At 63.0% G+C, this 13418-nt stretch carries 10 protein-coding genes and 2 tRNA genes; 10 read left to right on the forward strand and 2 right to left on the reverse strand.

Going from position 1 to position 13418, the window contains the following annotated elements; all coding sequences use genetic code 11:
* Nucleotides 1-10: 10 nt before the first annotated feature.
* A complete protein-coding gene (locus tag MHX66_RS09625; protein WP_239202609.1) occupies nucleotides 11-1705 on the reverse strand; it encodes an alkaline phosphatase in 1695 nt (564 codons plus the stop codon).
* 184 nt (nucleotides 1706-1889) lie between these two features.
* On the opposite strand from MHX66_RS09625, the gene MHX66_RS09630 reads away from it, so the two are divergent.
* Nucleotides 1890-2702 carry a fumarylacetoacetate hydrolase family protein gene (locus tag MHX66_RS09630; protein WP_070488253.1) on the forward strand — a complete coding sequence of 271 codons (813 nt, stop codon included), beginning with the start codon at nucleotides 1890-1892 and terminating at the stop codon, nucleotides 2700-2702.
* Between the two features lie 51 nt (nucleotides 2703-2753).
* Here MHX66_RS09630 and MHX66_RS09635 read toward each other — a convergent pair whose 3' ends face one another.
* Nucleotides 2754-3896 carry an isochorismate synthase MenF gene (locus MHX66_RS09635; protein ID WP_239202611.1) on the reverse strand — a complete coding sequence of 381 codons (1143 nt, stop codon included), beginning with the start codon at nucleotides 3894-3896 and terminating at the stop codon, nucleotides 2754-2756.
* Between the two features lie 158 nt (nucleotides 3897-4054).
* Between MHX66_RS09635 and MHX66_RS09640 the strand changes: the two genes are divergently transcribed.
* The 9 genes from MHX66_RS09640 to pntB all read left to right on the forward strand — a co-directional run bounded on the left by MHX66_RS09640 (nucleotide 4055) and on the right by pntB (nucleotide 13173).
* Entirely contained in the window at nucleotides 4055-4906 is an 852-nt protein-coding gene (locus MHX66_RS09640; protein ID WP_239202613.1) for a TIM barrel protein, read from the forward strand.
* A 95-nt stretch (nucleotides 4907-5001) separates the two neighbouring features.
* A complete protein-coding gene (locus MHX66_RS09645; protein ID WP_239202615.1) occupies nucleotides 5002-6072 on the forward strand; it encodes an alpha/beta hydrolase-fold protein in 1071 nt (356 codons plus the stop codon).
* A gap of 126 nt (nucleotides 6073-6198) precedes the next feature.
* Nucleotides 6199-7278: a PHB depolymerase family esterase gene (locus MHX66_RS09650; protein WP_239202617.1), complete on the forward strand. Its 1080-nt coding sequence runs from the start codon at nucleotides 6199-6201 to the stop codon at nucleotides 7276-7278.
* Between the two features lie 96 nt (nucleotides 7279-7374).
* On the forward strand, nucleotides 7375-8877 hold the full coding sequence (gene gltX, locus MHX66_RS09655) for a glutamate--tRNA ligase (RefSeq protein ID WP_239202619.1): 1503 nt from the start codon (nucleotides 7375-7377) through the stop codon (nucleotides 8875-8877).
* A gap of 222 nt (nucleotides 8878-9099) precedes the next feature.
* Nucleotides 9100-9171: transfer RNA gene (locus MHX66_RS09660), tRNA-Gln, on the forward strand.
* 1 nt (nucleotide 9172) lies between these two features.
* Nucleotides 9173-9245 (forward strand) — tRNA-Glu (locus tag MHX66_RS09665).
* Between the two features lie 74 nt (nucleotides 9246-9319).
* Complete coding sequence (locus tag MHX66_RS09670) at nucleotides 9320-9808, forward strand: hypothetical protein (RefSeq protein WP_239202622.1); 489 nt, start codon at nucleotides 9320-9322, stop codon at nucleotides 9806-9808.
* A 242-nt stretch (nucleotides 9809-10050) separates the two neighbouring features.
* Nucleotides 10051-11676 (forward strand): Re/Si-specific NAD(P)(+) transhydrogenase subunit alpha, encoded by a 1626-nt coding sequence (locus tag MHX66_RS09675; RefSeq protein ID WP_239202624.1) that lies wholly within the window; start codon nucleotides 10051-10053, stop codon nucleotides 11674-11676.
* A gap of 3 nt (nucleotides 11677-11679) precedes the next feature.
* A complete protein-coding gene (gene pntB, locus MHX66_RS09680) occupies nucleotides 11680-13173 on the forward strand; it encodes a Re/Si-specific NAD(P)(+) transhydrogenase subunit beta (RefSeq protein ID WP_239202626.1) in 1494 nt (497 codons plus the stop codon).
* Nucleotides 13174-13418 lie beyond the last annotated feature (245 nt).

Consider the following 13418-nt stretch of genomic DNA (forward strand, 5'->3'; position numbering starts at 1 on the left):
CGCCGCGCGACTACTGCGCGCGCAGCGTCTTCGACCACAGCTCCTTGCCGCGGGTGGTGAACAGCCGGACGGTGAGGTCCTTCGACTCGCCGTCGATGTCCACCTCTCCGAAGTGCTGGAAATCATCCAGCGGCGAGGAGTTTTGCTTATCCTTCGCCGGGGCGTGCACGTAAACGACCTCCGGGCCGAAAGTGCCGTCCATGTCGTTCGGGCCGAAGCCTCCGGCGTTCAGCGGCCCGGTGACGAACTCCCAGAACGGTGCGAAATCCTGGAAGTCCGCGCGATCCGGCGAGTAGTGGTGGGCGGCGGTGTAGTGCACGTCGGCGGTCAGCCACACCACGTTGCGCACGTCCTTGATTCCGCTGAGCACGCGCCCGATTTCCGCCTCGCGGCCGACGGCCTTGCCACCCGCTCCGTTGGACACGCTCTCCTGGTCGTCCCCATCCGGCACCACGATGCCCAGTGGCAGGTCGTTGGCGATGATCTTCCACGTGGCCGTGGAGCTCTTCACACCTTCGATCAGCCACTTTTCCTGCTTGGCTCCCAGGATCTGCCCCGGCTCGGTGGTGGTGGGCACGTTATCCGGGTTGCGGTCCTTGTAGCTGCGCATGTCCAGCACAAAAATGTCCAGCAGGGAGCCGTAGGAAATCTTGCGGTACACGCGGCCATCCACGGCCATCTTTCGGTCCAGCGGCTGCCACTCGTGGAACGCCTGGAAGCCGCGCTGGGCCAGCAGGTTCACGTCCTTGACCTGGTACTTGTCGTCCTCCAGGATCTCGCCCGGGTACCAGTTGTTCGTCGTCTCGTGGTCGTCCCACTGCACCACCTGCGCGACCTGAGAGTTGAAGCGCTTGTAGTTCTCGTCCAGCAGGTTGTAGGCGTGCTGGCCACGGAACTCCTCTAGGGTTTCGGCCACCTTGTTCTTGTACGGGCTGGTGAGGTTCTTGAACACCCGCCCGTCGTCCATCTTGTGGTTTTCCTCGATAGGTCCGTCGGCGTAGACCGTGTCGCCGGAGTGGATAAACAGATCCGGGTTGCGGTCTGCCATGGTCTTCCAGCAGTACATGCCGCCGATGTCCGGGTTGATGCCGTAGCCCTGGCCCGCCACGTCGCCGGACCAGTGCAGGCGGATGTTCTTCGGCGCCTGGCTGGTGGAGGGCGCGGTGGTGAAGCTGCCGATCACCGGCACGGAGCGTGCGGAGGTGTGTTGATCCTCCATGGTCACGCGGTAGTGGATCTTCTGGCCGGGCTCCATGCCGACCAGGCGCAGCCGCCCGGTTCCGTCGCTCTCTGGGGTGAGGGTGGCGCCGCGGAAGGTCTTGGTCTTGTGTCGCGGGAACGCCGGGTCCGTCGATGCTTCTACGACCATGCGCGCCGGTCGATCGACGCGCGCCCATACAAGGCCGCCGTCGGGTCGCACATCGCCGGTAGCGACGCCATGAGTGATCACCGGCCGGGCGCGCTGCAAACCAACCGAACCGACCGCCCCGCTGGAACCAACTGAGGATCCGGCGGCGGCGCCAGCCACGCTGCCGGACTGCGAGCCGAGAGCATGCGCCACGCCCGTACCCAGCAGGGCGGCGCCGGTGGCGCTGGCGCCGGCCAGGAACGTGCGGCGGGTGGTGTTGCGCGAGTTGGAAGGAGTTTCGGAATTCGAAGTAGTCGGGGAGTTGGGGAGTTGAGGATTAACGCTGCGATTCGTCATAGCGGCCAAGCTAAAGGCCAAACTTGTCGGAGCCGTGGCAAGCACGTAAACCGAGGATTACGTGAAACTAAATTCATGGTTAATGGGCGGGGAGAAGGGGGCGTCATAAATAAATACAGGGACAAGACCGCAAAGAAGGGGCATAGCAAGAGGTAGAAGGGGCAATAGAGTAGGGTATGGAAACATGCGTATTGCTCGAATTGCACACCCCGAGGGCATGGCCTTCGCGATCGTGGAAGGCGGCCAGCCGGACGGCACCGGCGCCACCCTCCGCGAGATCGCAGGCCACCCGTTCGGACAGCCCGAATTCACCGGAAAATCCTGGCCCATCGAAGACGTTCGACTGCTGGCCCCGATCCTGCCGTCGAAGGTTATCGCCGTCGGGCGCAACTACGCTGACCACGTCAAAGAGGTGTTCAACAAGAGCGCCGAGCACCTGCCGCCGACGATCTTCCTGAAGCCCCCAACAGCAGTCGTCGGCCCCGAGGCTCCCATCCGCATCCCCGAGTGGGCCACGCGCGTGGAGTTCGAAGGCGAGATGGCGATCGTCATCGGCCGCCCGTGCAAGGACGTCAACCGCAACAACTGGAAGGACGTGGTGCTGGGGTTCACCATCGTCAACGACGTCTCCTCCCGCGACCTGCAGTTCCAGGACGGCCAGTGGTCCCGTGCGAAGGGTCTGGATTCCTTCTGCCCGCTGGGTCCGTGGATCGAAACGGCTGTGGACAGCATCGACATCGACAACCAGCCGATCCTGGCGCACCTCACCCACGAGGGCAAGACGGAAACCAAGCAGGATTCCAACTCCAACCAGATGATCAAGTCCATCCCGGAGATTGTGGAGTGGGTTTCCTCCGCTTTCACGCTGCTGCCGGGCGACGTGATCTGCACCGGCTCGCCCGCCGGCACCGCAGAGATGGTTCCGGGCGACCGTATTGAGGTGGAGATCCCGGGTCTGGGCAAGCTGGCCAACCCGGTACAGGCCTACGGCAAGTAGGCGGAACTCGCCAGCCGCGTGGTCAGCGCCGGGCGGATGTGGCTCCGAGCGTTACACTTCTCGCAGCGCTGCAGGCACGTTAAGTGCCCGCAGCGCTGTTTGCAGCTTGGCAGACGTTTCCTCCGCCTCCATGGCGGGAATCGAGTCCACGACAATGCCGCCGCCGGCCCAGGCGCGGGCGGTGTTGTCCTCCACGATGGCGCAGCGGATAGAGAGCATAAACTCCCCGTCGCCGCTGGAATCGCACCAGCCCACGGCGCCGGAGTAAAACTCGCGCGGAGACTTCTCCTGCGCAATAACCCCCAGCGCATCGTCCGTCGGGGTGCCGCCGATGGCCGGGGTGGGGTGCAGCATCGAGGCCAGATCCAGCGCGGAATACTCGTCGTCCTTCAGTGTGCCCGCGATCTGGGTCCCCAGGTGGATCATCTCATTTGTCTCGTGGATCTCCGGGGTGGCCGGAATGTCCAGCGTTTCGCACAATGGCTCCAGCACTCGGCGGTAGTGCTCCACCACAAAGCGGTGCTCGCGTAGATCCTTGTCGGAGCTTCCGAGTTCGCGGGCTGTGGCGTCATCAATAGAGAGACTTCCGGTACGCGGCGCGGAACCGGCCAGGGGGAAGGCCGAGATCTGACGGCCATCGCGGCGAATCAGCATCTCCGGCGAACTGCCGACGAACATTGCGTTTTGGTACTCGGAGCGACCCGTGGCGGAGAGGTCCACGGCGAAGCCATCGCGGTAGGCGGACAGGTCGATCAGGCGGGCGGCGATGAGCAGCGGATCCACGGTCTCGGCGTAGGTGATGTCCACGGCACGCGCCAGTACCACCTTTTCCAAACGGGACTGCTGGATCGTGGCGACGGCGGCGGCGACCATTGCCGTGTGTTCCTCGGCGGTGGTCTGCGCTTCGACGGACTCGACCGTCAACGAGCGGGCGGCATCCTTGCCACGGAAGAAGGCCGGTGGCTCCAGCGGGCCTTCGGCGCGGACAACGGTCTCGGGCTCCATGAGGGCCGCGCGGAGGGACGTGTCGAAGGGGAAAGCGCCGACAATCAAGTCTGCATCCTTGTTTCGAAGCGCGGTGGAGGCCTCGAACGGATCCGGGAAGGTCGCCTTGCGCCCCTGGGTGCGGATGCTGCGATCTGGGCGGGAAAGCAGGAAATCCGGGGCGGTGGCCGGTCGCTGCTCGTGGGTCATGGGTGCCATTTTACTTCCCGGCGGGACAGCGAGCTGCCTTGGCCTGGGTTGTGTGCGGGTTGTGTGCGGGCCGTGTGCGGCAAGAAGCCCTGGGCTGTACGTGGCAAAAGACTGACCTCAATTCCGGATTAGTGCCTCTACGTGGAATGATGATGCTTATGAATACAGAATCAGGTGAACATCCGGTGGGCTTCGCCACCGCGATGAACCATTCCCTCGGCGCGCAGACCGGCGCGGATTCCCTCGAAGCGGTTGCGAATTCTCCCTATGACAAGGTGGAGCTGTGGTGGCCGTGGGAAACGCCCCACCCCTCCGAGCAGCAGATGCGCCAGCTGGTCGATGCGCTGGCCAAGGGGCGACCGGAGAACCCGCGCCAGCTCGTCGCGCTGAACCTCTGGGCCGGCGATCTGGCGGCGGGTGATCGGGGAGTGCTGCACTTGGTCGGCCCGGCGAGTGCCGCTGACAATGCTGTCGGTGCCGAGGGCGCTGGGGATGCCGGGAGTGTGGTCGACGACGTATTTTCCGACGGCGATCCGGCGATCACTGAGGAGCTGATTGAGCACCTGAATGCCGTTGAGTACCTGCACCGGCTGACGGGCGTGGGGCGCTTTAACGTGCTGGTCGGCCGCGGTGGGCGCGCGCTGCAGCGCCGCCAGGTCCGGGCGTTCGCTGCAGTGGTCAAGCGTCTGGCGAGCTTCGACGGCGTGGCTCTGGTCGAGCCCCTGAGCGGTATTGAAAACTACCCTGTGACCAGCATTAAGGAGGCTGCGCCCTTGGTTGCTGCCGGTGGTCGCCTTCTTCTTGACGTCTACCACCTCGCCGCCAACGGTGAGGACTGGACCTGGCTTGCCGACCGGGGACCGGGGAACGAGCTATGGCCGGAGCATGTGCAGATCGCGGACTTCCCAGGCCGCGGGGTGCCGGGGACTGGCGAAGCTCCTCTGGAAGAGTGGATTAGCCAGCTGCGCGCGTCTGGCTATGAGGGGGAAGTAGTCCTCGAGCACATCTAGTGCGTGAGGTCAGCTGAGTAAAAGCTGAAGAAGTTGCGCACATTCCGGCGTGTTACAGCACATGCGCAGTGAAACTTGTACCTAATGTTACGCTTGTGACTCATGTGACTGTTGTTAAGAATATTAAAGCTGTTAGCTCTGTAATTGCCGGAAATACTGCGGGTGCCGGACGCCACCTTGGCAGCCGTGCCCTGCGCTTTGCCCTGTTCATGGCGGTATCCGTCGCTATGACGGTGGCAATGATTGCTACCGTGCTCGTCGGCGGAGCTGGAGCGGCTAGCGCTCAGGAAGCGCCCGCGCCTGCTCCCGCACCCGCGCCCAAGCCTGCACCGAAACCGGCACCGGCGCCGAAGCCGGCGTCAACAATAGATAGGGCGCACCCCGGACAGTCAGAGAACATCGAGTTCACCCGACCCGACGGCAGCATCCGCAGCGCAATCGTCAGCGTGACCTCCAACTACGACCCGCGCAAGCCCACGCCCGTGCTGTTTGGTTTCGGCGGGCGCGACGATACGCCCGAGAATTACCGCAGTTACTCCCGCTTCTCTAACACCGGCGCGGCCAGTGAAGCGATCGTGGTCTACCCACGCGGTATTGATAACGCCTGGGAAGGCGCGCCGTACGCCACCAGCAAGCGCGGCCAAGACGTCGACTTCGTGCGCCAGATCGTCAACGAGCTGGACAGGAAATTCAACGTCGACCGCAACCGCATCTACGCCACCGGCATGTCCAACGGTGGCGGTTTTGTGATGAACCTTGCGTGCCAGGCTCCTGATCTGATCGCTGGCGTGTTGAGCGTCTCCGGCGCCTTCTACAACCCGGTCAACGAGGGCTGCGCGCCGGAGTCCGTGCCGACGTTCGTGATCCACGGCCAGCAGGACGAGCTGACTCACTACAACGGCGGCACGCTGCACAACGCGCCGTACCTGCCTGCGCCACGCCTGATCCACTCGCGCGCGCTGCGCAACGGCTGTGCGCCACAGCCTGCGGTGGAACAGAAGCCCAACAACGTCACCCAGTTCGGCTACCGCGGCTGCCGCGACGAGGCTGTGTTCTGGCGGATCAACGACCAGGGGCACAACTGGCACTTTGCGCCCGACGTAGCCAACGAGGCCTGGAACTTCCTGGCTCGTCAGAACAAGACGTTGCCGGGCGCGGCCAGCTAGAGCTAACTAGAGCTAACTAAAATCGGCCAGAGCTAGCCAGAGCCAGCCAGAGCCAGCGCTGTGTCGGCTTTTAGGATTTTGTAAGAAAGAGTTCCTAAATACTACCGCCCGGTGTATGTTTAAACGGTGCAAAAGTTTTCGTCACGTTTTACTCACACGAAGGCCGCGAACACTCACTCTCTTTCCGCGGCTACTCACACTGATTCCGCAGGCTCCGCAGTCTCCGGCGCTTCCCGCCCAGCCCGTCGCGGCGGCCGCTTCCGCAAGCTCACGCTGTCTCTGGGCGTGGCTCTCGGTATCGGCGCAAGTACCCTGGCCGGCTCGGCTCTGGATACTGCTGCCGGCAACGAGTCCGCGACTCCGCAGGCTAGCGCCGCCCCAAGCAACTTGGTTGGCGGCGTTTCCGGTAGCCTAACCGGCCTCGCTGGTGCCCTGAGCCCGCGCCCGGCGAACAACTACCAGACCTTCAACGTCAAGGGGAAGACCCGCACGGCTATTGTCGATGTTCCGGTGAACTCCGGAAACCGCAAGAAGCCGATCCTCTTTGTGTTCGGCGGTCGTGGCCAATCTGCGGCGGACATGAAGAACACGTCCCGCCTCAATGCGGTGGCCGGCCGCGATGCCGTCGTAGTCCACGCGGAGGGTATCGACCGCTCCTGGGAAGGCGCCCCGTACTCCAAGACTCGCCGTGGCGAGGACGTTGCGTTCGTCCGCGAGATGGTGCGTTCTCTGTCCAAGCGCTACAACGTTGATACCCGCCGCGTCTATGCGGCCGGCCTGTCCAATGGTGGCGGCATGGCAATGAACCTGGCTTGCCAGGCTCCGGATCTGGTTGCCGGTGTCGTGTCTGTTTCTGGTGCTTACTATGACGCCACCATGAACAACTGCCGTGGGCGCAACGTGCCGACCATGCTGATCCACGGTGTGCACGACACTCTGCTGCACTACGGTGGCGGAGTGCTCCACGGTATGCACTACTACGGCGCCCGCGCTGCTTTCGACAACGCAGCACGCCGTAATTCCTGCAACATGCAGACCCTGCACGGTGCTCCAGCCCACGCCCTGACCAGCGGATTCACTTACAACGGTTGCCGCGCTTCCACCGTTCTGTGGCGGGCGGACTTCGGCGGCCACAATTGGCACGCCTTCGCCCCGGACGCTCCGCAGGCTGCGTGGCACTTCCTGTCGCGCCACCGTCATGCCTAGACGGTGACCCGCACCCCCGCCACCGCGCGGGGGTTTTGTTTTGCCCGCGCCGAGCAAGCGCGAAGGCAAGAACGCGGGAAGGTACAGTTAAATACCATGAGTGAAGTAAGCGAAGTTCGCGTTCGATTCTGCCCGTCGCCCACCGGCACCCCGCACGTCGGCATGGTGCGCACGGCACTGTTCAACTGGGCTTATGCCCGCCACACTGGCGGCAAGCTCGTCTTCCGTATCGAGGACACCGATGCGAAGCGAGACTCCGAGGAGTCCTATCAGGCCATCATTGATTCCCTGAAGTGGCTGAACCTCGGCTGGGACGAGGGCATCGAGGTTGGCGGCCCGCACGAGCCTTACCGCCAGTCCCAGCGCATGGACATCTACGCGGACGTCCTGGAGAAGCTGAAGGAATCCGGCGACGTGTACCCGGCCTACTCCACCAACGAGGAAGTCCAGGCCCGCCACAAGGCTGCAGGCCGCGACCCGCAGCTGGGATACGACAACTACGACCGCGACCTCACCGAAGAGCAGATCGCGCAGTTCAAGGCCGAAGGCCGCGAGCCGGTCTGGCGCTTGCGCATGCCCGACGACCGAGTCTATGAGTGGCACGACCTCGTCCGCGGCGACATGAGCGTGGACGGCAAGACTGTGCCGGACTTCGTGGTCGCTCGCTCGAACGGCCAGCCGCTGTACACCCTCGTTAACCCGGTGGATGATGCTCTGATGGAGATCACGCACGTCCTGCGAGGCGAAGATCTGCTGCCGTCCACACCGCGACAGATCGCACTCTACGAGGCACTGGTGCGGGTGGGCGTCGCTAAACACGTCCCTACATTCGGCCACCTACCGTTCGTAATGGGCGAGGGCAACAAGAAGCTCTCCAAGCGTGACCCGGAATCCAACCTGTTTAACCACCGCGACAACGGCATCATCCCCGAGGGCATGCTGAATTATCTGTCGCTGCTTGGCTGGTCGCTGTCCGCCGATGAGGACATTTTCACGATGCAGCAGCTCATCGACAACTTCGATGTGGCGGACGTGAAGCCCAACCCGGCACGCTTCGACCAGAAGAAGCTGGAGGCCATCAACGCCGACCACATCCGCATGCTGGAGCTGGACGACTTCACCGAGCGCCTGCGCGCCTACCTGGAGGAGCACAAGGCCTTCCCGGCGGACTACCCCGCGGATAAGTTCGCTTTCGCCGCGGAGCTGGTGCAGACGCGCATCAAGACGCTCTCGGACGCTGACGGTCTGCTGCGCTTCCTGATAACTTCTGACGCCGACTTGTCCTTGGATGAGAAGGCCGCGAGGAAGAACCTGAAGGAAGACGCGGTGGAGGTTCTCGAGGTTGCCATCGCGCAGTTGGAGGCCATCGCGGACGGGGAGTTTAAGACCGACGTCATTGAGAAGGCGCTGCAGTCGAAGCTGATCGAGGAGATGGAGCTGAAGCCGCGCAAGGCTTACGGTGCTCTGCGCGTGGCTATCAGTGGTGCGGCTGTGTCCCCGCCGCTGTTTGAGTCCATGGAGCTGCTGGGCAAGGAGTCCACGCTGGCGCGCCTGCAGGCTGCCCGCGAGCAGACGCCCTTCGCGCCCGCGCAGCAGTAGGTCTACTGGTAGGTGCAGCGGTAAGTGCGCTTGTGCGTGCCGTTCCGCGAGAGAGGGGCAGCGCAGTGAGCGCACTATGGCCGGAAAAATGGGTGTTTACCAGCTGATTTGCTTGTAATTCACTGTTCTGGTTATAGTATTCCTCGTTGCGAGCGAGGTTCGCAGTGTTCAACGACCTGGATATCCGGGGAGTGTCACTTGCGGGTTTTGTTCGACGAACGATGGCCTATGGTGTAATTGGCAACACTACGGTTTCTGGTACCGTCATTCTAGGTTCGAGTCCTGGTAGGCCAGCGCCCCGTTCGTCTAGCGGCCTAGGACGCCGGCCTCTCACGCCGGTAACACGGGTTCAAATCCCGTACGGGGTACAAATATCTAATACAGCGACCTCCGGTCGGCTTCACTTCAGAGGCTGTCCGGAGTTTTCGCCATCGTGGGCGCCATGCTGACAGCGAATGAGCTGATCATCTCCCAATACCAGACGATCGGCCAGGACGAGTTCACTATCTCCGATCCACAGATGGAGATCTACAGAGAGTCCTTCCAGTCCGACCACACGCTGTCGAGCCAGGGGCGCAAAAACGCAGAGGTGAGTGCGGAATTCCCCGGTGTTGGGAGGGGAGATGTTCACCGGGTGCTGCCGCAGCTCGTGGCGGGTCTGGGCCATCTGCTGCATGATGTTGTCCGCTGGCTGATCCGGAACCACTGGGCGAACCAGAACCGTGCTGCCACCGGGCATGGAGACCACGTGTCCGTGGCCATGGTCAGGAATCTTGGTGATCTGCAGGAAGAGATCGAACGTGATGGCGAGCGTCGCCCCGAATGGGAGGTCGGACTTAACCTGGAAGAAAACATTGCCCGAGCTTGCAAGCTTCAACGTTTCGAGAGACTTACGTTCCGTAGTTCCGGAAGCTACTCTGAATGGCTTTAATCAGCGCCGCCTCCACAGCGCCGAGGCTGATGGCGTCAACTCCCAAAATATGAGAGGTGCGGGGGTATTTCTCTCAAATCGTGATATGGGCCCGAATAATCACCTATGGTTTTAGAACTACCCAAAACGTAGTTAATGGGCTCGCAACCACCGTCCAAACCAGGACTTCACCAGGCATAACGGCCTTTAGGAAACGCGAGCAGTAGTAAGTATGCAAGAGACACACCAGTAAGGAGCCTCCCTTGCTTATCGGTATCCCAAGAGAGCCAGAAGCCCTGGTTTCGGCTACACCGGACACTGTGGGCAAGCTCATCAAGCTTGGCTACGAGGTCGCGGTCCAGTCCGGCGCAGGCGACCAGTCCAATTACCCTGACAACCTGTACGAAGAGGCCGGCGCGCGCATCGTCGGCGACGACGTTTGGCACGCGGACATCATCACCGCCCTCGACGCGCCAACCGACGAACAGCGCGCACAGCTCAAGCCCGGCGCCACCCTTATCGCTCGCCTGGCACCGGGCCGCAACGAACAGCTCATTCAGGAGCTCGCGAACCAGAACGTGACCTCCGTGGCCATGGACACCGTTCCGCGCATCTCCCGCGCACAGTCCATGGACGTACTCAGCTCCCAGGCCAACATCGCCGGCTATCGCGCGGTTATCGAGGCGGCCAATACCTTCGGTCGCCTGTTCACCGGCCAGGTCACCGCCGCCGGCAAGGTTCCGCCTGCCGTCGTCTACGTCATCGGCGCGGGCGTGGCTGGTCTGGCCGCGATCGGCACCGCGAACTCCATGGGCGCGATCGTCAAGGCCACGGACCTGCGCCCCGAGACCGCCGAGCAGGTCGAGTCCATGGGCGCCGAGTTCGTCGCCATCCAGGCGGAGACCGAGAAGTCCGAGGACGGCTACGCCAAGGAAATGACCGCCGACCAGGCGCAGGCCGCCGCGAAGCTCTACGCCGAGCAGTCCGCCGCCGCCGACATCGTGATTACCACCGCGAACATCCCGGGCCGCAAGTCCCCGGTTCTGCTGACCGCCGCCGATGTGGCTGCGATGAAGCCCGGCTCCGTCATCGTTGACATGGCCGCTGCCAACGGCGGCAACTGCGAGCTCACTGTTCCCGGCGAGATCACCGTCACCGACAACGGCGTGAGCATCATCGGCTACACGGATCTCGCTGGCCGCCTGCCCGCCCAGGCCTCGCAGCTCTACGGCCAAAACGTGGTCAACCTGCTCAAGCTCATGACCCCGGGCAAGGACGGCCAGCTGACCTTCGACCTGGAAGACGAGATCGTTCGCGGCATCACCGTCACGCACTCCACCGCCGCTGTGCCGTCTGCTGTCGCTTCTTCCGACGCTCCTTCTAATGACGCCACGTCCCAGCCCGCCGGGGAGGTCGCTGAGATCCTCTGGCCGCCCCCACCGGTCAAGGTCTCTGCAGCCCCCGCCGCGCAAGGTGCGGGTTCCAAGGTCGATACGGATGCGGTTGCTGCGGAGCAGTCGGCGTCAAACCAAGAAGGCGAGGCAAAGAACAAGGGTGCGGGGTGGAAGATCCTTGCTGCGCTGCTCGGAATCGCGCTGATTCTCGCCAGCCCGATGCAGGTCGCCGGCGAATACATGCTGCTCACGCTGGCCATCGTCGTGGGCTTCTACGTGATCACCGCGGTGACGCACAAGCTGCACACGCCGCTGATGAGTGAGACGAACGCGATCTCCGGCATCATCCTGGTTGGCGCGATCCTGCAGGTGGGTAGCTCCAACCTGGTGGTCGCGGGCCTGAGCTTTGTGGCGATCGTCGTGGCCTCTATCAATATCTTCGGCGGATTCTTCGTGACCCGTCGCATGCTGACCATGTTCGACGGAGGTAACTAAGCCATGAACCAGCACTTCCTTAGCGCCGCAGAGACCGGCGCGCAGAACCTCGTCAACTCGACCGTCCTTGAGTGGACGGACAAGATCACCAACCTGGCCTACCTGGTCGCCGCGCTGCTATTTATCCTGGCGCTGGCAGGCCTGGCGAAGAAGCAGACCGCATCGCGCGGCAACCGTTTCGGCATCGCCGGCATGATCATTGCGCTCATCGCAACCATCGTCAAGGCTGTGGTCAACGCCATCAACGGGGGAGAGACCTCCACTGGTCCGCTTGTGACCGTGCTACTCATCGCCGTGGCGATGCTGCTCGGTGCCGCGATTGGCATCCCGCGCGCCAAGAAGGTCGAAATGACCGAAATGCCGGAGCTCATCGCGATGCTGCACAGCTTCGTGGGCCTGGCTGCAGTGCTTATTGGCGTGAACTCCTTCATTCAACCGGACGAGCGCACGAAGTCCATCGAGGCTTTCCACCTGGGCGAGGTTTACCTGGGCGTGTTCATCGGTGCAGTAACGCTCACGGGCTCCATCGTGGCGTACCTCAAGCTGTCCGGAAAGATGGACGGCAAGCCGCTGATGCTGCCGGGCCGCCACCTGCTGAACCTGGCTGTCATTGTGGTGTCCCTCGTGGGCATGGTGCTGTTCATCTCCGCCGGCCACGAGAACCTGACCCTGGCGTGGATCGCGCTGGGCGTGATGCTCGCGCTGGCGCTGTTCCTGGGCTACCACCTGGTCGCGGCCATTGGCGGTGGCGATATGCCGGTGGTTGTGTCCATGCTGAATTCCTACTCCGGCTGGGCAGCCGCAGCGGCGGGCTTTATGCTGACCAACCCGCTGCTCATTATCGTGGGCGCGCTGGTCGGTTCCTCCGGCGCCTACCTGTCCTACGTGATGTGCCAGGCAATGAACCGTAGTTTCGTCTCCGTGATCCTCGGCGGCTTCGGCGGTGAGGCCGCGGCTTCCGACGACCGGGAGTACGGCGAGCACACCGAGGTCACCGCGGCTGAGACTGCGGAGCTGCTCAAGGGCGTGAAGAAGGTCATGATCACCCCGGGCTACGGCATGGCCGTGGCGCAGGCGCAATACCCGGTGGCGACGTTGGTGGAGCGCCTGAAGGAACAGGGCGTGGAGGTTACCTTCGGCATCCACCCAGTGGCAGGTCGCCTGCCAGGACACATGAATGTTCTGCTGGCAGAGGCCAAGGTGCCGTACGACATCGTCCTCGAACTCGACGAGGTCAACGACGACTTCGGGGACATCGACGTGGTGCTGGTCATCGGCGCGAACGACACCGTCAACCCGATCGCCGAAGAGCCGGGTTCCCCGATCGCGGGCATGCCCGTGCTGAAGGTCTGGGAGGCGGAGAAGGTCATCGTCTTCAAGCGCTCCATGGGATCCGGCTACGCGGGCGTGCAGAACCCGCTGTTCTTCAACGAGAACACGGACATGCTGCTGGGTGACGCGAAGAAAACCGTCGAGGACATCATCGCGAACCTGTAGGGGTTTCCTTTGCAGGAGTTAGGGGCCTGAGCTAGGGGGGTGTCCCTATGTTTTTGTCAAGTGCCAGACCGATGTTGACGAGCACAGTCTTGGGAGTAGTTTCTTAGGCGTGCCTAGGAGCCGGCCAGCGTGTGCTGGTCGGCTTCGTTTTGGGCTTTATGCGGCGACGGGGCGTGGCGGGATTTCGCGGAAGAACTCCTTGTTTTTCAGCATCGCGTAGATGACATTGCATCGGCGTCGTGCCA

It is taken from the genome of Corynebacterium sp. ACRPH (genome assembly GCF_022347285.1).
In the GTDB taxonomy this organism is placed as follows: Bacteria; Actinomycetota; Actinomycetes; order Mycobacteriales; family Mycobacteriaceae; genus Corynebacterium.

Coding starts and splice junctions, on each gene's coding strand:
- MHX66_RS09625 (WP_239202609.1), bottom strand. CDS start 1,705: ATGACGAATCGCAGCGTTAATCCTCAACTCCCCAACTCCCCGACTACT.
- MHX66_RS09630 (WP_070488253.1), top strand. CDS start 1,890: ATGCGTATTGCTCGAATTGCACACCCCGAGGGCATGGCCTTCGCGATC.
- gltX (WP_239202619.1), top strand. CDS start 7,375: ATGAGTGAAGTAAGCGAAGTTCGCGTTCGATTCTGCCCGTCGCCCACC.
- MHX66_RS09640 (WP_239202613.1), top strand. CDS start 4,055: ATGAATACAGAATCAGGTGAACATCCGGTGGGCTTCGCCACCGCGATG.
- pntB (WP_239202626.1), top strand. CDS start 11,680: ATGAACCAGCACTTCCTTAGCGCCGCAGAGACCGGCGCGCAGAACCTC.
- MHX66_RS09670 (WP_239202622.1), top strand. CDS start 9,320: ATGCTGACAGCGAATGAGCTGATCATCTCCCAATACCAGACGATCGGC.
- MHX66_RS09635 (WP_239202611.1), bottom strand. CDS start 3,896: ATGACCCACGAGCAGCGACCGGCCACCGCCCCGGATTTCCTGCTTTCC.